This window comes from Phenylobacterium sp. (assembly GCF_030693405.1).
In the GTDB taxonomy this organism is placed as follows: domain Bacteria; phylum Pseudomonadota; class Alphaproteobacteria; order Caulobacterales; family Caulobacteraceae; genus Phenylobacterium.
On sequence record NZ_JAUYAW010000018.1, the window covers coordinates 22,334 to 38,615 of the forward strand.

Here is a 16,282-nt window from a genome sequence, read left to right on the forward strand (position 1 = left end):
CGAGTTGAGCCTGCCCATGAAAAGCTCACCCCCCGACCGCGCCACATGGCGTCTCCCCGAGCATGACGTCCTCTGCCTCGGCCCCCGCCGCCACGACCATGCTCTGGTCATTCCCGTGATCAATGAAGGGACGCGGATTCAGCGGCAGCTGCAGGAGATCAAGGCCGCGAACCTGCCGGTGGACGTCGTCATCGCAGACGGCGGCTCCAGCGACGGCTCGGTGGACCCGGACTTCCTGGCGCAGGTCGGGGTGCGATGCCGGCTTACGAAAACCGGCCCAGGCCGCCTCAGCGCGCAGCTGCGAATGGCCTACGCCTGGTGCCTGGACGAGGGCTATCTGGGCCTCGTGACCATGGACGGCAACGGCAAGGACAATGTCGAAGCCGTCAGCCAGTTCGTCGCGCGCCTGGAGGAGGGCTACGGCTATGTCCAGGGCTCCCGCTACCAACCCGGGGGCGTGGCGGAGAACACCCCCCTGGACCGAACCTTGGGCAACCGATGCGTTCACGCACCGATCCTCAGCCTCGCGGCAGGGCGCTGGTTCACCGACACGACCAACGGCTTCCGCGGCTATTCGAGGGACTATCTGGCCGACCCGCGCCTCGCAGCGTTCAGGGAGGTTTTCTCGAACTATGAGCTTCTCTTCTATCTGACGGTCCGCGCCCACCGGCTCGGCTACCGCGTGTGCGAGCTGCCCGTCCGCCGCTCCTATCCGGTCGGCGAGGCGACGCCGACCAAGATTGGCGGCCTCTCAGGCAAGCTCGCCCTCCTGTCGCAAACGCTCGCCGCGGCCATGGGACAATACAATCCGCCCAGGGGCGAATAAGAAACAGCGACCCGTCGCCGGGCCAGGCGCCATGCTTGCGCCGCAAAAATGCACCTGATACCAGCGGCGCTCGCTTTGGGAGACCCTATGGAATCCGGCCAACACATGCTGCGGACCGGACGGCGTGGCACGCTGTTCGAGTTCAGCATGGCTCTGAGGGACCTCGTCACGTCCTATCATCGCCGGGGACTGGCCTGGTCCCTGGCCTGGCACGACGTGGTCTCCCGCTACCGCGGCTCTATCCTCGGTCCATTCTGGATCACCATCTCCATGGGCCTGATGGTCCTGGGGATCGGCCTGCTCTACGCCAAGCTGTTCGGCATCTCGGTGGCCGAGTTCATGCCCTATGTGGCCATGGGCATCGTCTTCTTCGGCCTGATGGCCGGGACGATCAACGAGGGGTGCGACACCTTCGTGCAGGCGTCCAGCATGCTCAGCCAGACCTCGCTGCCGATGTTCACCTTCATCTGGCGCACAGTGCTGCGAAATCTGATCAACCTCGCCCATCATGCGGTGATCATCGTCGCCGTCATCATCTTCTTCGGCCTGTGGCGGGTGATGGACGTTCTTCCGGCGCTGGGCGGCCTGTTGCTGACCATCGTCAACCTGGCCTGGATCGCCATGCTGGCGGCTATCGCCTCAGCCCGCTTCCGGGACATCCCCCAGTTCGTCATGTCGGTGATGCAGTTCGCCATCTTCATGACGCCGGTGTTCTGGAAGCCTGACGCCTTCCCTGATCGCCATGCTTTCCTGACGCTGAACCCGTTTTACCATATGCTGACCACCATCCGGGCGCCGCTGCTGGGGCAAGAGGCGGACGGACTGTCCTATATCATCCTGGCCATCATGGCCGTGCTGGGCTGGGCTCTCACCTTCTCGGTCTTCGCCATCACCCGCCGCCGGATCGTCCACTTCCTATGACCGATGTCTCCATCAAGGTCACCGACCTGACCCTGCGCTTCCCGGTCTATGGGGTCGACGCCAAGTCGCTGAAGAAGAACCTGGCCCGGGTGACCGTCGGCGGCCGCCTGGGCGCCTCGACCACCGGGGCCACCGAGGTGACCGCGCTGTCGCACCTGAACCTCAACCTGCGGGCCGGCGACCGGCTGGGCCTGATCGGCCACAATGGTTCGGGCAAGACCACCCTGCTGCGGGCCCTTTCGGGCGCCTATGAGCCCGATGAGGGTCAGATCGAGGTCCGGGGCCGCATCGCCGCCCTGCTCGACCTGTCGCTCGGGATCGATCCCTCGGCCACCGGGGTGGACAATATCCGCCTGCGCGGCCGTATCGCCGGCATGTCCTCCAAGGAGATCGAGGACAAGATGGACGAGATCGCCGAGTTCAGCGGCCTTGGCCCCTTCCTGGCCATGCCCATGAAGACCTATTCGGCGGGCATGCAGGCCAGGCTGGCCTTCGCCGTGGCCACCGCTGTCGAGGCCGACGTGCTGCTGATGGACGAGTGGATCTCAGTGGGCGACGCCGATTTCCAGAAGCTGGCCCACCGGCGACTGCTGAACCTAGTGGAGCGGGCCGGCATCCTGGTGCTGTCGTCGCACGACGCGGGCCTGCTGCGCCTCTACTGCAACAAGGTCATGCGCCTGGAAGGCGGCGTCGCCTCCGAGGTCAAGGACATCCGTCGCCTCGACGAACTTCTCGCCGCCGCCTGACATTGCCGGGCCCATGGCCCCGCTGTTAGACAGGCGCAGCCGTCGGGAGCTCGCCCTTGGACGTCGTTTTCACCATCGTTTCGCGGAACTATGCGGCGCAGGCCAAGGTGCTGATGCGCAGCCTGGCCGCCGCCGAGCCGGACGCCGCCCGCGTGGTGATCGCCGCCGACGGCCCCCTGCCTGATCTCGCCCCCTTCGCCCGGGTGATCGAGGCCAGCGAGACCGGGGCCCCGATCGGACCCATGAGCGTCTATTACGACGCTCTGGAACTGAACACCGCCATCAAGCCCCACGCCTTCCGCCACCTGCTGGCCGAGCCTGCCGTCACCTCGGTCACCTATCTGGACCCCGATATCTTCGTCTACGGGCCCCTGACGCCGGTGCGCGAGGCCCTGGCCCAGGCGCCCCTGGCGCTGATCCCGCACCTGACCCGGCCGCTGGCGGGCGAGGCCAGCCCCAATGACCACACCATCCTGACGTCAGGGGCCTACAATCTCGGCTTCCTGGCCGCCCGCCGGACGAGCGAGATCTTCGCCCTTATGGACTGGTGGGCCGAGAAGTGCCGCTTCGACTGCCGGGTGGATTTCGCGGGCGGCCTGTTCACCGACCAGAAGTGGATGGATCTGGCGCCTGGCTTGGTCAGCGATGTGGCCATACTGCGCGATCCAGGCCTCGACATCGCCTACTGGAACCTGGAGGGCCGAACCCTGGCCCACGGGTCGCAGGGCTGGCGGGTCAACGGCCAGCCCCTGGGCTTCTTCCACTTTTCCGGCTTCGACCCCCGACGCCCCGAGGTGCTGAGCAAGCACCAGGACCGCATCGTGGTGGTCGCTGACTCACCCCTCGCCAAGCTGCTGGATGACTACGCCCAGGCCCTGATCGAGAACGGTCACGATGCGGCGAGCCAGATCACCTACGGCTACGCCGCCTTCCCCTCCGGCCGGCCGGTCAGCCGTGCCATGCGCCGTCGCGCCCTGCGGGCCGCCCAGGCCGGCGAGGGATTCGATGACGGCCTCTGCCCGGCGGTGGAGGCGTGGATGGACGCGCCCGAGCCCCTGGCGGCGGTGGACGGTCTGCCGGACGTCACCCGGGAAATGGACCAGGTCTGGCGGGACGAGGCCCAGACCTCGGTGCGCTTTCCCCGGGAGTCGCTCGACGGGCGGCTCGCCTTCCACGCCTGGTTCGCCGACCGATCAGACACCCGCCCGGCCTCGGCGGCGGCGGCCCGCTCGCGTCTTGAGGCCTGGCGCGCCGGCGCAAGGCGAGCCGCGGCCTGGCCGCAGGCCGAGCCCCCGTGGACCGGCGCCGCGGCCGAGGTGAGCGGCTGGGTTAGGCAGCCGGCCGCCGGCCCCTGGCCGCGGGCCGCCGCAGGCATGCTGGCCGCCCGGGCCGATCTGCGCGCGCGGTTCGCAGACGGACCGCCAGAAGACCTGCTGGCCTGGCTGCTGGGCCCCGAGGCCGAGGCGGGGCGGTTCGCGCCCGACCTGCTGGATGGCCCAAGCCTGCTCGATCTCAGCCAGGATCCCGCCCCCCTGCTGGAGGCCGCCCGCTTCGCCCGCGCCGCCTCTGGCGAGCTCTCGCCCCTCAGATTGCAGATCTCCGCCGGCTACGGGGTCGCGGTCCGGGCCCGGTGGCCGGACGTTCTGCGCCAGGCGGTGCGGGGCGAAGGCGACCGGCTGGTGGGCAGCCTGTCGAGCCCCTATCCCTTCCCCCGGGTGCTGCTGCGCATCTGGGACAGCCGGCCAGACCTGCAGCGGCTGTTTGGCCTGCACACTGTGATCGGCCGGCTGGCCTATCTTCGCTGGCTGATCGGCGGCGGGCTGAAGGAATACGACATCGAGCCCGAGGGGCTTCCCGACGCCCTGACCCACAGCCTGCTCTTCCGTCTGGCCCGGCTGAGCGTGCGGGGCGCCCGCGCGCCCGGCCGCCGGCCCAACCGCAGCCGCGCCGCCGCCGTTGTGGTGGTCCCCCACCGAACCCCGGCCATGGCCGACTGGCCGAGCGGGGTGCTGATCTGCGAGGCCGGGTCAGGCCGTCTGCGCCGTCCGGATGGCGCGCCCGTCGGGCCCGTAGAGGTCGATATCGTGGTCTTCGGCTCCTGCCCGGGCTTCGTCGCGGCGGACGCCCAGATCCTGGTGGCCCAGGGGGTTTCCTGGCGCCGCGCCGCCGCCGTCTGGAGCGCCGCGGCCCTGGCCGCGCTCGCCGACGACCACCCGGCCTGGGGGTTCGTCGATGAGGTGTGGAGCGACGCGCCGGCCGCAACGACGCGCCCGAGGCCAGTGGACATCCTGTCAGCCGACCTTCCTCTGCAGGCGCAGCTGGCTGAACTGATGGCCTCATGAGCCTGCTCGGCGACCTTCGCCGGTCCTGGCGCGGCCTGGCGCCGGAAGCGCTGCGCCGGGCGGCTCAGCCTGTCCTCTCGCCCCTGCTGGAAGCCCATGTCCGCCGCCAGGCCCGCAAGCCCCATGGGGCGGACGGCGCCGCGGGCGGACCCTTGCGGGTCGTCGGCTATCTGTCCGGCTCCCACGGAATCGCCGCCTCGGCGCGGCTGGCGGCGCGGGCCTTCGAGGCCCTGGGAGCGCCGGTGGAGCAGGTCGACATGGCCGGCGCCGCCCTGACCTGGGAGGCCAGGGGTCCGGCCCCCTCGCCGGCCAGCGCCTGGATCTTCCACCTCAATCCGCCGGAGCTGCTCGCAGCCCTCGGCCAGCTCGGCCCGACCCGGGTGATCGGTCCCAGGTTCGGCTATTGGGCTTGGGAGCTTCCCCAGGCGCCGGCCTCCTGGCTCAGGGACGCGGCCATGGTCGATGAGGTCTGGGCGCCCAGCCGATATGTGGCCCAGGCCCTAGCGGGCGCGCGGGCGCCGGTGCGCGTGGTGCCCCATCCCCTGTTCCTGGAAGACTACGATTCTGTGAGGCCGGCGCCGCGGCAGGCCGAGTTCCAGGCCGTCAGCCTGTTCGACTTCAACTCCTCGGCCGCCCGGAAGAACCCGCAAGGGGCCCTGGGCGCCTTCGCCAAGGCCTTCGGCGACGACGCTTCGGCCCGGCTGGTCATCAAGACCCAGAATGGCGCGCGCTTCCCGCAGGATCTGGACGCGCTGCGGGCCGCCGCGCCCGCCAATGTGGAGATCATTGACGGGGTCTGGCCCTATGAGGCGGTGAAGAGCCTGATCGCCGGCTCCGACGTGCTGATCTCCCTGCACCGGGCCGAGGGCTTTGGCCTCACCCCGGCCGAGGCCCTGGCCCTGCGCACGCCGGTTGTGGCCACAGGCTGGTCCGGCGTGACCGACTTCCTGGACGAGGCGGTGGCGGTGATGATCGGCTCAAGTCCCACGCCTGTGGAGGATCCTCAGGGCATCTATGCCGGCCAGAGCTGGGCCGAGCCCGACCTGGAGCAGGCCGCCACCGCCCTGCGCGCCCTGCGGGCCGATCCCGAGCGGCGGGCCAAGATGGGCGCCGCCGGCCGCGCGCGGGTGGCCGAACGCCTGTCCCCCCAGGCCTGGTTCACCACCCTGCCCGACGCGGTCAAGGCCGCGGCCATGCGCGCCGCCCAAGGCCGCTGAGTCCCCTACAGGTCGAAGCGGACCCCCTGGGCCAGCGGCAGGGTGACCCCGAAGTTCACCGTATTGGTGGCCCGGCGCATATAGGTCTTCCAGGAGTCCGAGCCCGCCTCGCGGCCGCCGCCGGTCTCCTTCTCGCCCCCAAAGGCCCCGCCAATTTCAGCGCCTGAAGGCCCGATGTTCACATTGGCGATGCCGCAGTCCGACCCCCAGGCCGAGGTGAACTGCTCGGCTTCGCGCAGATCATTGGTGAAGATGGCCGAGGACAGGCCCTGGGGCGCGGCGTTCTGGGCGGCGATGGCCTCATCCAGCGCGTCATAGGCGGTCACATAGAGGATGGGCGCAAAGGTCTCGCGCAGCATGACCGCGCTCTGGGCCGGCATCTCCACCAGGGCGGGGCGGACATAGACGCCAGGTCCCTCCAGGCGTTGGCCGCCATGGACCCGGCCGCCCTGGGCGCGGGCCTCCTCAAGCGCGCGCGCCATGGCCTGGGCGGCCGCCTCATCGATCAGCGGACCGATCAGCACGCCATCTGCCCGGGGGTCGCCCACAGCCACTGAGTCGTAGGCGGCCTTCAGCCGGGGCAGGAAGGCGTCCTGGAGGCTCCGGTGCACGAACAGCCGGCGCAGGGTGGTGCACCTCTGACCCGCCGTGCCCATGGCCGCAAACGCCACGCCGCGCAGAGTCAGGTCGAGGTCGGCCGAGGGCGCGATGATGGCCGCGTTGTTGCCGCCCAGCTCCAGCAGGGCGCGGGCGAAGCGCTCCGCCAGGCGTGGCGCCACAGCCCGGCCCATGGCGGTGGAGCCGGTGGCCGAGACCAGCGGCAGGCGGGGGTCTTCCACCAGGGCCTCGCCCACCTCGCGTCCGCCGATCAACACCTGGGAGAGACCAGCCGGCGCGTCGCCGAACCGGGCGGCCGCGCGGTCGAACGCCGCCTGCACCGCCAAGGCGGTCAGGGGCGTCTTTTCCGAGGGCTTCCAGATCACCGGATCGCCGCACACCAGGGCCAGCGCCGCATTCCACGACCAGACGGCGACGGGGAAGTTGAAGGCGGTGATGACGCCCACCACACCCAGCGGATGCCAGGTCTCCATCATCCGGTGGTCGGGCCGTTCGGTGGCGATGGTCAGACCAAACAGCTGCCGCGACAGGCCGACGGCATAGTCGCAGATATCGATCATCTCCTGGACCTCGCCGAGCCCCTCCGAGACCACCTTGCCGGCCTCAAGCGTGACGAGGCGCCCAAGATCGGTCTTGGCGGTCCGCAGCTCCTCGCCCAGCAGGCGGATCATCTCTCCGCGCCTTGGGGCTGGAACCTTGCGCCAGGCCAGGAAAGCCGCCTGGGCCGCCTCAATGGCCCCCTGGACCTCGGCGGCCGTCGCGTCCTGGACCTTGGCGACGGTCTCCCCGGTGATGGGGGAGGTGACCGTCCGTTCGCCCCCCTGCCACAACGCCCGGTCCACCCCCAGGCGTTCGAGGGTGGCGGCGACATCGGCGGCAGCGTCCTGAGCAGGCGCCGGTTTCAAGCTGAGCGTCATGGGGTCCCCTCTCAGGCGGTCTGCAGGGCTTGGTCGGCGCCGGCGTACCAGCAGCCAAATCGGTTGGCGAGGAACCGGTCCAGGGGAATGTCCTCCTGCCGGATGAAGCCGCGGGCGGGCAGGTCGCCGCTGGCCAGCATGTCGGCGACAGCGCAGACCGAGGCCGCCGTGGTGATCTGGATGGCGCTTTTCTGGGTTCCGGCCACGGGCTGGGCATAGATCTTGTTCACATAGGTCTCCTGCATCAGAACCCCGCCCTTCATCCCGCTGACCGTGACAAAGACGATAACCACGTCCTGCAACGTGGCCGGCACCGCATGTTCGAGGATGTCCTTCAACAGGTCCCGGCGATGGCGCAGTCCCAGATCATCCAGCAGGGTCCGCATAACCGCCGCATGGCCCGGGTAGCGGATGGTGCGGTAGTTCAGGTTTCGCACCTTGCCGGCTAGGGTCTCGCACAGACTGCCAAGGCCGCCGGAGGTGTTGAACGCCTCATAGGTCACCCCGTCGAGGGCGAACTCCTCCAGCCCCTCCAGGGCGGCGACCTCCTGGCGGCGGCCCTGGACGATGGCCTCGCAGGGCTCGCAATACTCGTTGATCACCCCCTCGGTGCTCCAGGTCAGATTGTAGTTCAGCCCGTTGGTGGGATAGCGCGGCAGGGCGCCGACCCGCAGGCGCACCTCGTGCAGATCATCGAACCGTCGGGCCAGATCGCTGGCGACGATGGAGATGAAGCCCGGCGCCAGGCCGCACTGGGGGATGAAGGCGCTGTCGGCGCCCTGCGCCAGGATGCGCACCTCCCGGGTCGACGCGACATCCTCGGTCAGATCCAGATAGTGGGCGCCGGCCATCTTCACCGCCCGGGCTATGGGCACGGTGAGCTGGTAGGGGGCGGCGCTGATGACGGCGAAGGCGCCTTCCAGGGCGCCGGCCAGGGCCGCAGAGTCGCTGACATCGACGCAGACGCGCTCAACCCCGTCGCCGGCCGGCAGGGCCGCCAGATGCGCTGCATCCCGGTCCAGCACGGCGACCTGGTAGGCCCCTGAGGCGCGCAGCATGTCGGCGACGGCCGACCCGATCTTCCCTGCCCCAACCACTGCGATCTTGCGCATGACCCTGTCCCTCCCGGATGCTCCTCAACAGGGTCACTGAGAGTCGCGTCGCTCTCAATTGCCATTTCGGCGTAAGTCGACCATTGTTTCGGCGTTATGCCATTATCTATGGGCGAAATGATGGATGATCTGGACCAGCACCTGCTCGCCCGACTGCAGGAGAACGCCCGGGCGCCCGTGGCCGAGCTGGCCCGCAGCCTGGGTCTTTCGCGCACCACGGTGCAGAGCCGGATCGCCCGGCTGGAGCGGCGCGGTGTCATCGCGGGCTATGCCGTGCGCACCTCCCAGGCCCATGAACAGGGACAGATCCACGCCTTTGTCATGCTCACCGTCCACCCCAAGGCCGCCGGCCTCGTGGCTGGCGCCATGCGCAGGATGCCGGGCGTCCGGCGGCTGCAGTCCGTCAGCGGCGCCTTCGACCTGATCGCTTCGGTCTCGGCGCCCGACGTGGCGGCCATGGACACCCTGATTGATGAGATCGGCGGGCTCGACGGCGTGGAGCGGACCAACTCCTCCATCGTGCTGTCGACCAAGTTCGAGCGCTGAGCCGGCCGCCCCATCGGAACCCTCGGACGCGCCTGCGGATTGGAGGTCCGTCAGAGAGGGACTCCGCCATGAACGACCAGACCGCCAAGCCCTCCGCGGCCGACGCTTTCCGCAACGACGCAGAGCGCGTGGCCCGCGAGGAACGGGGCATCCAGAAAACCATCGATCGCCAGGACGCTGCGGAGAGCGACGGGGATGGAGACGGCGATGCGCCGAAGGCCATGCAGGCCGGCGCCCGGGCCTATCCCGCCCCGCCCCTGCCTCAGCAGCATCTGGAGAAGCCTGGACTGGAGGCCGACCTCAAACTTGCCCCCATGTATGACGCGCCCTTCTACCGGGGTTCGGGCAAGCTGGAGGGCAGCGCGGCCCTGATCACCGGCGCGGACTCAGGCATCGGCCGGGCCGTCGCCATCCTCTTCGCCCGCGAAGGCTGCGATGTGGCCATCGCCTATCTCAACGAGCACGAGGACGCCCAGGCCACCCAGGCGGCCGTGGAGAAGGAGGGCCGTCGCGCCATTCTGCTGCCCGGCGATGTGGCCGACCCCGCCTATGCCCGTCATGCGGTGGCGCAGACCCTGGAGGCGTTTGGCCGCCTGGACGTGCTGGTCAATAACGCCGCCTTCCAGGAGCACGCGGGAGACCTGGAGCAGATCACCGACGCCCATTTCGACCGCACCCTGAAGACCAACCTCTATGGCTATTTCTACATGGCCCGGGCGGCGGTCCCGCATATGAAGCCCGGCGGCGCCATCCTGATGACCGGCTCAGTGGTCGGCCTGCAAGGCTCAGGCGAGCTGCTCGACTACGGCATGACCAAGGGCGGGATCCACGCCTTCGCCCGGTCCCTGTCGGCCCAGCTGATTCCCAAGGGCATCCGGGTCAATGTGGTGGCGCCCGGCCCGGTCTGGACTCCGTTGAACCCCGCCGATCGCCCCGATGTCAGCAAGTTTGGCGCAGGCGCCCCCATGGGCCGCCCGGCCCAGCCCGAAGAGATCGCCCCGGCGTTCGTCTTTCTGGCGTCCCCCCAGATGTCGAGCTACATCACGGGCGAGATCCTGCCGATCATCGGCGGCTACTGACCCTGAAAAATCCAGACCCGAAGGCGCCCCTTGGCCGACCCTGATCCGACACCTGCGGCCTCCCCTCCTCGTAGCGGCTCAGTTTCCCCCGCCTTTGTCCGCCGCGTGCTCTTTCTGGTGGGCGTCGGCGTGGTGCTGCTGGTGGCCTGGCAGCTGATCGATGTCATGCTGCTGGTGTTCGGCGCCATCCTGGTGGCCGTCCTGCTCCGCGCCCTGGGCGATCCCATCTACAAGTTGACGCCCCTGAACGAGGGCCTGTCGCTGCTGGCGGCCGGCCTGTTGATCATCAGCCTCCTGTCGGCCGCAGGCTGGCTGTTCGGCGCCACGGTCGCCGAGCAGGTTGAGGAGCTTCTGGCCAGCCTGCCCCAGTCAGCCGAGGAGTTGCAGGCCCGTCTGGCCCAGCTGCCGCTGCCGGCGGACTTCCTGGCGCAGTTACAGTCTTTTGATCTGGCTTCAGCCCGGGAGGCGGCCGGCCCGATCCAGAGTATTCTGGGGCGGGTGGGCGGCTACGCCATGACGGTGGCCGGCGCGGTGACCAATCTGGTGGTGGTGATCTTCGCCGGCATTTACCTGGCCATCAGCCCGCGCAACTCCCGGGATGGCCTGCTGAGCCTGGTGCCGGCCGGCCCGCGGGAGCCCATGCGCCACGCCATGAACGTCTCGGGCGTGGCCCTGCGTCGCTGGCTGCTGGGGCAGTTCGTCTCCATGACCATCGTCGGCGTGCTGACCTGGATCGGCGTCTCGATCATCGGCCTGCCCTCGCCGGTGGCGCTCGGCCTGTTCGCCGCCCTCGCCGCCTTTGTCCCCATCGTCGGGCCGGTGGTCTCGGTTGTTCCGGCCATCATGCTGGCCCTGCAGGCGGGGCCGATGATGGTGGTCTGGACGATCCTCGTCTACATCATCGTCCAGCAGGTCGAGAGCAATCTCACCTATCCCCTGATCCAGAAGCGGGCCGTGGCCCTGCCCCCGGCGCTCACCCTGTTCGCCGTGCTTGGCTTTGGGGTGCTGTTCGGCCCGCTGGGGGTGATCTTCGCCGCCCCCCTGCTGGTGGTGCTCTTCGTGATGGTGAAGATCCTCTACATCCGCAACACCCTGGGCGATCCAGCCCACGTGCCGGGCGAATAGGCGCGACCGAGATCAGAAAAAACCCGCCGCGAGAGGCTCGCGGCGGGTTCCGATCTTCTTCAGTTCCCCGCAGGAATGGTCGACTACTGGGCCGTCGCCGTTTCCAGGGCGCGGGCGCGCTCCAGATGCGCCTGCAGACGCGGCACGGTCTCCCGGGCGTGGGCCGCCAGCTCAGGATGGTCGGTATTGTCGGCGAAACCCTCATGCAGGGTCAGGGCCTCCTGGTGGGCGGCCACCTGCTGGGCGGCGAAGACCCGGTCGAACTCGGCCCCCTGCGCGGCGCGCAGATTGTCGATCAGGCCCTTGCGACGCTCATCCATCTCCGTGGGAATAGTTTCGCCGGCCGCCCGGGCCAGGCCAGCCATGCGTTCGGCGGCGGCGGTATGGTCGCTGACCAGCATCTCGCCCAGGGCCTTGGTTTCGGCGCGCACGCCTCGCTCCTGGGCCATGCGGCCGGCTTCGACCTCATACATGTCGCCGATGGCCGCATTGCTCACATAACCCCCGACGGTGTTGGCCCCCAGGGTCGCGGCCGAGGTCTGGCCCACCACCGCGGAGGTGGCGTCCTGAGCCGCATTGACCGGCTCGGTCTGGCCGACGGCGGTGTTGTCAGTCCCATCACCGCAGGCCGCCAGGCCCAGCAGGGCGGCGGCGCCGACGGTGGCGATCAGATAGCGCTTCATATTCAGCTCCCTCAATTGCTCGAGGGAAAATCCGTGGGACCGCAGAAGGGTTCCAATCTGCACTGGCCTGACGGCGGTCGCCGAGGGCAGGTGCTTCAACGTTCAGAATGAAAAAGGGGCGGTGTCGTGGAGACTACTCGGAGCCGGGAAGGATAGATTTCCACCAGATTCGCCGCCGATTCCGAGTTGCTTCGTCTGGTAGGCTTCTGATCCGTAGAGGTAGGACGACATGGCCTTCAGGGCGAGCGCCAGGGCCTGGAGAGGCCGTGCGCACAGGCGCATAGACCCGCGCCCACACCTTCGTTTCCGTATAGGAGAGATTCAGCGCGATCTCCGCAATCGGCGCCATCCCACGCCCTCCAAGCTAGGTCCTGAGCGGCGGCATCAAACCTCGCCCTTCCTGGCTGGTCGAATCTCAGGTGGAGCCGCCCATTGATCAGAGGCTATCTGCTCGCAGGGAGCGCTATGGGATTGGATTGTTGGAAGAAGTGGCGCGCCCGGAACGATTCGAACGTCCGACCCTCAGATTCGTAGGCTGAGGTTTTGCGTTGATTTCGTTGAGGAAAGTTGCAAACCACCCCCTTTTAGGGGGTTTGTTTTTGTTGAGGGTTTTTCGGCCACTGCAAACCGCTTGGGGCCTGAAAACGCCCCGAATCGCCGGGGACTTTCCTCGTGACGGCGCTCTCAGATCCTCGCTACTTCACCGCCGCCAAGCTCGCCTGGCAGGCGCGCGTCATTGTGGATCCAGACCTGGGACAGCTCGCCAGGCTACTAGCCTGCCACCTCACCCATATGTTCGGCAAAAGCCATACCACGTGGCCCGCACAGGAGACCCTCGCGCGAGCCTTGTCGGTCACGGTGCGCAGCATACGGCGGGCGACCGAGGAGCTGGTCAAGGCCGGCTACCTCACGGTTCGCATCTCTCGCGGGCGAGGCAAGGCGAACATCTACGCTCCTGTCCTCTCGGCCGCACTCGATAGCGTTCCATCTGAGCCTCCGCACTCCTCAGGGCAGGTAGAGCCAGAGCCCGCCGCAGAAAAGCGGACACCAGTGTCCTCCATTGCCGGCAAAAGGCGGACATGGTGGGCGCGAAAGGCGGACAGTGGTGTCCCCCCTACCCTTTCAGTACCCGAATCTACCCCCTTACCCCCATCGGGCCGAGTGCAGGCAGGCCAACCCCGACGGACGACTACCAAGCGCTTCGCCGACGAGGCCGTCCGGCAGATCGTGGTCCAAGCCCTGGGCGAACCTGCGACCATCAGCTACCTGGATCCGGCCGGGTGGAGGCCCGACGATCAGGCGATCGTCTGCCGTCTTGGGGTCGCCGCGAGAGCCCTACGCGACCGGATTGGCCGCGACCTGGACCGTCTGGGTATTCGCATCGTCCATGAGCCCGACAGCCACCACGCCCTAGGCGGCGCGGCGCTTGGTCTCTCCCGCCGAAGGCCGGGGGTTCAAGCACAGCTTCCTGTCGCACCATTCAAGCCACGGACAGGATATGCCACGGCCACTGCTGGACCCGATCTTCGAGGTCTGGGGTGAGACCGCGGACCAAGTGGGCGCGATGCCGACAGAGACGACTCCCGCAAGTTCGGCGCGAAGTCCCAGAACCGGCGCGATCAAAGACCAAAGGCGCGGGCGAGGCGCGATATGGCTTCGGCCGGCTCCAGCTTGACGTTGAAGTCGGAGGGCTTGAAGGCGTCGTCCCTGGCCACGGCGTCCACGAAGGCGCTCATGTCGGCACGGATCGCTGCAGGCAAGGCCTGGACTTCACCCTCCGGCAGCAGCTGCATGATGCGGAAGACGTCGTTCCGGTGCTTCCTGACATCCTTGCTGTCGATCGTCTGGCCCTCGGCTTTTCGTGCCGTGAGGTCGAGAAAGGCGCGAGCCTTGAACGGAATGATCGCCGCCTCGCCCAGCAGCGGCAGGCCGTCGACGAAGCGCGAATTCTCGCGCAAGAAATCGTAGTAGCCGCTGTCGAGCAGGATCGCCGACAGGCTGGCGACCGCTTCGTCAATCGGCAGCGGCGTAAACTGGCTACCCAGCGCCAGGTCGATCCCTTCGGGCGCCCGCGAGAAGAGTTCGATCATCTGCGGATAGTCGGATGCCGTCGGACGCTGGAAACGATAGAGCTTTCCCCCATCGGCCCTCTCGCGACGCTCGTAGCCGCCCGCCTCGATGAAGGCCCAGAAGGTCTCAGCGAAGCCCGCGTCGAGAAGTTCGACCAGCAGCACCACGTCGAAGTCCTTGGTCAGGCGGAAGCCCAGACCGGCCTCTTCCATCAGCTGTTCGCAGGCCACGCCGCCCACCAGCACATACCGATCGGCATAGTCGGCGAAGTGGGCTCGCCAATGGCCCAGGCCTACGACCACGACATGTTCTCCAAGAGCTGGTCGGCGGCCTGCGCGACACGTTCGTCGGGATGATCCCGTGTGCTCAGGTAGAGGGAGAGCTCGTCGACGACATCGCTGGTGCTCAGAGCCGCTGGATCGTAGCTCCAAGTCTCGATCTCGTCGCCAGCAGGATCTCCGGCGTCTCGCACGATCAAGCCGTGGTCGCGGACCAGCTGGGACCAGTTGGCCGCGGCCACGGCAAGACGCTGGACGCGCGAATGGGCCAGCGGGGTGTAAAGCGCTAGGGCGCTCTCTCCTGCCACCTTCCCGGGGAAGGTTTCGGGAAAGGGTATGCCGACGGTCCTCACCTTGCGGACGGGCGACTGCAGCCGGGGCGTGGCGGCCTGCCAAAGGTCCAGGCCATGGCTTAGGAACGTCAGCACCCTCTGCTTGCCCATGCGTCGGGCTTCGGCGACTCCGGCCGCCTCCAATTCGTCGAACGCGCGACTTATGCTCATGGTCGCCACGCCGTAGCGGCTCGCCAGCGCAGTGGCGCTCGGCGCTTCGGTCTCATGCCTAAGCAGCGCGCCCAGGATGACAAGCTGGCTGGTTGGCGAGAACTTTTCCACCTCATGCACCGGCGCTCTTGGCGCTCGCTCGCGTAAGTCCAACAGCGCGTCGGGGACATAGAGCTGGGCCTCGGGCACCATAAACGCCAACCGCCGCTTGAGCAGGCCCAGCCGTCGCGAAGGCGACAGGGTTTCGAAAACCAGCACGACCGTCTGTGTGCTCGAGCGGTCCTTGACCACCTGGACATGGCGGGCCAATTCCTCAGCCGAGGCGTTCGAAGCGGCACGTAGCGCCATCAGCACGTAGGGGCGCCCGAAGATCTCGGCGCGCCAAAGGGCGTATTGATCGGCTATGAAATAGGGCAAGCTGGCGAGCGCGGCTGGGGCGACCTGGGCAGCCGCGCCGAAGCTCTCCCGGAGGTAGGCCTCAGCCTTTTCCGCGAGCCTGTGCTCCCACCTGCTCTTCCATAACGGCAACATTGCGCGCGAACTTAACATCACCAATGTTATCGTCAAGTGTACTGTTATGGAAATGGACGCTTCGGGCCCGCTCTCGATCGAGGGACATTGCCTGGAGCTTTCAGAGCAGTTCGACAGAACCAAGCGCACTGCACCGCCAAACCTCCCAAGACCGTCCCATTTTGGCCAATTAACTTGGCGATATCAGTTTTATCGTCCAAATATGGCCAATGCTTCTGACCCCGACTGAGCTTCTGCAATCCCTCGCGGGGCGACTGAAGGCCCGCCGTGTGGCCTTGGGCTGGACACAGGTGGAGGCCGCTAGGCGGGCCGGTGTCGCCTATCGGACCTGGCGCCGGCTGGAGAATGAGGGCCAGGCCTCCCTGGAGGACATGGTGAAGGCCGCTGTCGCGCTGCGATGCGACGAAGGGCTGACGGCGCTCTTTCCCCTGCCGGCCGCCGCCAGTTTGGATGAGCTCCTGGCACAGCAGGCCACCGCCGCGAAGCGCCCATCCCGCGTGCACGCGCCGAGGACCAGGACCGGTAAGTCGTGACGCTCGCCCCCGGAACGCCGCTGGCCGCCAGCCTGTGCTTCGATAAGGCCGCCCCCGGTTCAGCCGTCTGGCGATGGCCGATGGCCTGGCGCAGCGTACGCGTCCGGTTATGGCCCGTCCTTCGCGCTATGATGGATCTCGGCTTTGGCTATGCGGCCGCCTGGTCGACGTTGGTGGGCTGCCAGTTCCACGGCAAGAGCTCGTCGATCCGGCTGGCGGGATGATCGCCGATACG

Annotated in this window: 16 protein-coding genes; 11 read left to right on the forward strand and 5 right to left on the reverse strand. The window is 68.0% G+C overall.

What is annotated here, in order from left to right; translation table 11 throughout:
* Positions 1-16 precede the first annotated feature (16 nt).
* From Q8N19_RS03895 to Q8N19_RS03915, 5 genes are all read left to right on the forward strand, one after another.
* Entirely contained in the window at positions 17-826 is an 810-nt protein-coding gene (locus Q8N19_RS03895) for a glycosyltransferase family 2 protein (protein ID WP_305588323.1), read from the forward strand.
* 87 nt (positions 827-913) lie between these two features.
* Positions 914-1,747 carry an ABC transporter permease gene (locus Q8N19_RS03900; RefSeq protein WP_305588324.1) on the forward strand — a complete coding sequence of 278 codons (834 nt, stop codon included), beginning with the start codon at positions 914-916 and terminating at the stop codon, positions 1,745-1,747.
* Entirely contained in the window at positions 1,744-2,493 is a 750-nt protein-coding gene (locus Q8N19_RS03905) for an ABC transporter ATP-binding protein (protein ID WP_293316690.1), read from the forward strand. Before Q8N19_RS03900 ends, Q8N19_RS03905 begins: the two co-directional genes overlap by 4 nt.
* 56 nt (positions 2,494-2,549) lie before the next feature.
* Complete coding sequence (locus tag Q8N19_RS03910; protein WP_305588325.1) at positions 2,550-4,835, forward strand: hypothetical protein; 2,286 nt, start codon at positions 2,550-2,552, stop codon at positions 4,833-4,835.
* A complete protein-coding gene (locus Q8N19_RS03915; RefSeq protein WP_305588326.1) occupies positions 4,832-6,052 on the forward strand; it encodes a glycosyltransferase family 4 protein in 1,221 nt (406 codons plus the stop codon). Before Q8N19_RS03910 ends, Q8N19_RS03915 begins: the two co-directional genes overlap by 4 nt.
* A gap of 5 nt (positions 6,053-6,057) precedes the next feature.
* Here the strand turns inward: Q8N19_RS03915 and Q8N19_RS03920 are convergent, their stop codons facing one another.
* Positions 6,058-7,587 carry an aldehyde dehydrogenase family protein gene (locus Q8N19_RS03920; protein WP_305588327.1) on the reverse strand — a complete coding sequence of 510 codons (1,530 nt, stop codon included), beginning with the start codon at positions 7,585-7,587 and terminating at the stop codon, positions 6,058-6,060.
* An 11-nt stretch (positions 7,588-7,598) separates the two neighbouring features.
* Positions 7,599-8,699, reverse strand: a complete 1,101-nt coding sequence (locus Q8N19_RS03925; RefSeq protein ID WP_305588328.1) for a saccharopine dehydrogenase family protein — start codon at positions 8,697-8,699, stop codon at positions 7,599-7,601.
* 120 nt (positions 8,700-8,819) lie between these two features.
* Here Q8N19_RS03925 and Q8N19_RS03930 point away from each other — a divergent pair, with 120 nt between their 5' ends.
* From Q8N19_RS03930 to Q8N19_RS03940, 3 genes are all read left to right on the forward strand, one after another.
* Positions 8,820-9,245: an Lrp/AsnC family transcriptional regulator gene (locus tag Q8N19_RS03930; protein WP_305588330.1), complete on the forward strand. Its 426-nt coding sequence runs from the start codon at positions 8,820-8,822 to the stop codon at positions 9,243-9,245.
* Positions 9,246-9,313: 68 nt separating this feature from the next.
* Positions 9,314-10,324: an SDR family oxidoreductase gene (locus tag Q8N19_RS03935; protein ID WP_305588331.1), complete on the forward strand. Its 1,011-nt coding sequence runs from the start codon at positions 9,314-9,316 to the stop codon at positions 10,322-10,324.
* A gap of 30 nt (positions 10,325-10,354) precedes the next feature.
* A complete protein-coding gene (locus Q8N19_RS03940; RefSeq protein WP_305588332.1) occupies positions 10,355-11,449 on the forward strand; it encodes an AI-2E family transporter in 1,095 nt (364 codons plus the stop codon).
* Between the two features lie 83 nt (positions 11,450-11,532).
* Here Q8N19_RS03940 and Q8N19_RS03945 read toward each other — a convergent pair whose 3' ends face one another.
* Positions 11,533-12,132, reverse strand: a complete 600-nt coding sequence (locus Q8N19_RS03945) for a DUF4142 domain-containing protein (RefSeq protein ID WP_305588333.1) — start codon at positions 12,130-12,132, stop codon at positions 11,533-11,535.
* 738 nt (positions 12,133-12,870) lie between these two features.
* Between Q8N19_RS03945 and Q8N19_RS16930 the strand changes: the two genes are divergently transcribed.
* Positions 12,871-13,674, forward strand: a complete 804-nt coding sequence (locus tag Q8N19_RS16930; protein ID WP_371133782.1) for a helix-turn-helix domain-containing protein — start codon at positions 12,871-12,873, stop codon at positions 13,672-13,674.
* A gap of 77 nt (positions 13,675-13,751) precedes the next feature.
* Here Q8N19_RS16930 and Q8N19_RS03950 read toward each other — a convergent pair whose 3' ends face one another.
* Both Q8N19_RS03950 and Q8N19_RS03955 read right to left on the reverse strand, forming a co-directional pair.
* Entirely contained in the window at positions 13,752-14,504 is a 753-nt protein-coding gene (locus Q8N19_RS03950; RefSeq protein WP_305588334.1) for a hypothetical protein, read from the reverse strand.
* Positions 14,495-15,514 (reverse strand): GntR family transcriptional regulator, encoded by a 1,020-nt coding sequence (locus Q8N19_RS03955; protein ID WP_305588335.1) that lies wholly within the window; start codon positions 15,512-15,514, stop codon positions 14,495-14,497. The genes Q8N19_RS03950 and Q8N19_RS03955 overlap by 10 nt, the downstream gene beginning before the upstream one ends.
* Before the next feature lie 209 nt (positions 15,515-15,723).
* Here Q8N19_RS03955 and Q8N19_RS03960 point away from each other — a divergent pair, with 209 nt between their 5' ends.
* Positions 15,724-16,047 (forward strand): helix-turn-helix transcriptional regulator, encoded by a 324-nt coding sequence (locus Q8N19_RS03960; protein ID WP_305588336.1) that lies wholly within the window; start codon positions 15,724-15,726, stop codon positions 16,045-16,047.
* The gene (locus tag Q8N19_RS03965) at positions 16,044-16,271 is read left to right on the forward strand and encodes a hypothetical protein (protein WP_305588337.1); all 228 of its coding nucleotides are present in this window, start codon (positions 16,044-16,046) and stop codon (positions 16,269-16,271) included. Before Q8N19_RS03960 ends, Q8N19_RS03965 begins: the two co-directional genes overlap by 4 nt.
* Positions 16,272-16,282 lie beyond the last annotated feature (11 nt).

Excerpts from the sequence above, each read along its gene's own strand:
- Q8N19_RS03915 (WP_305588326.1), top strand. The coding sequence starts at position 4,832 with ATGAGCCTGCTCGGCGACCTTCGCCGGTCCTGGCGCGGCCTGGCGCCG.
- Q8N19_RS03920 (WP_305588327.1), bottom strand. The coding sequence starts at position 7,587 with ATGACGCTCAGCTTGAAACCGGCGCCTGCTCAGGACGCTGCCGCCGAT.
- Q8N19_RS03935 (WP_305588331.1), top strand. The coding sequence starts at position 9,314 with ATGAACGACCAGACCGCCAAGCCCTCCGCGGCCGACGCTTTCCGCAAC.
- Q8N19_RS03930 (WP_305588330.1), top strand. The coding sequence starts at position 8,820 with ATGGATGATCTGGACCAGCACCTGCTCGCCCGACTGCAGGAGAACGCC.
- Q8N19_RS03925 (WP_305588328.1), bottom strand. The coding sequence starts at position 8,699 with ATGCGCAAGATCGCAGTGGTTGGGGCAGGGAAGATCGGGTCGGCCGTC.
- Q8N19_RS03895 (WP_305588323.1), top strand. The coding sequence starts at position 17 with ATGAAAAGCTCACCCCCCGACCGCGCCACATGGCGTCTCCCCGAGCAT.
- Q8N19_RS03955 (WP_305588335.1), bottom strand. The coding sequence starts at position 15,514 with ATGTTGCCGTTATGGAAGAGCAGGTGGGAGCACAGGCTCGCGGAAAAG.
- Q8N19_RS03905 (WP_293316690.1), top strand. The coding sequence starts at position 1,744 with ATGACCGATGTCTCCATCAAGGTCACCGACCTGACCCTGCGCTTCCCG.
- Q8N19_RS03900 (WP_305588324.1), top strand. The coding sequence starts at position 914 with ATGGAATCCGGCCAACACATGCTGCGGACCGGACGGCGTGGCACGCTG.
- Q8N19_RS03945 (WP_305588333.1), bottom strand. The coding sequence starts at position 12,132 with ATGAAGCGCTATCTGATCGCCACCGTCGGCGCCGCCGCCCTGCTGGGC.
- Q8N19_RS03960 (WP_305588336.1), top strand. The coding sequence starts at position 15,724 with ATGCTTCTGACCCCGACTGAGCTTCTGCAATCCCTCGCGGGGCGACTG.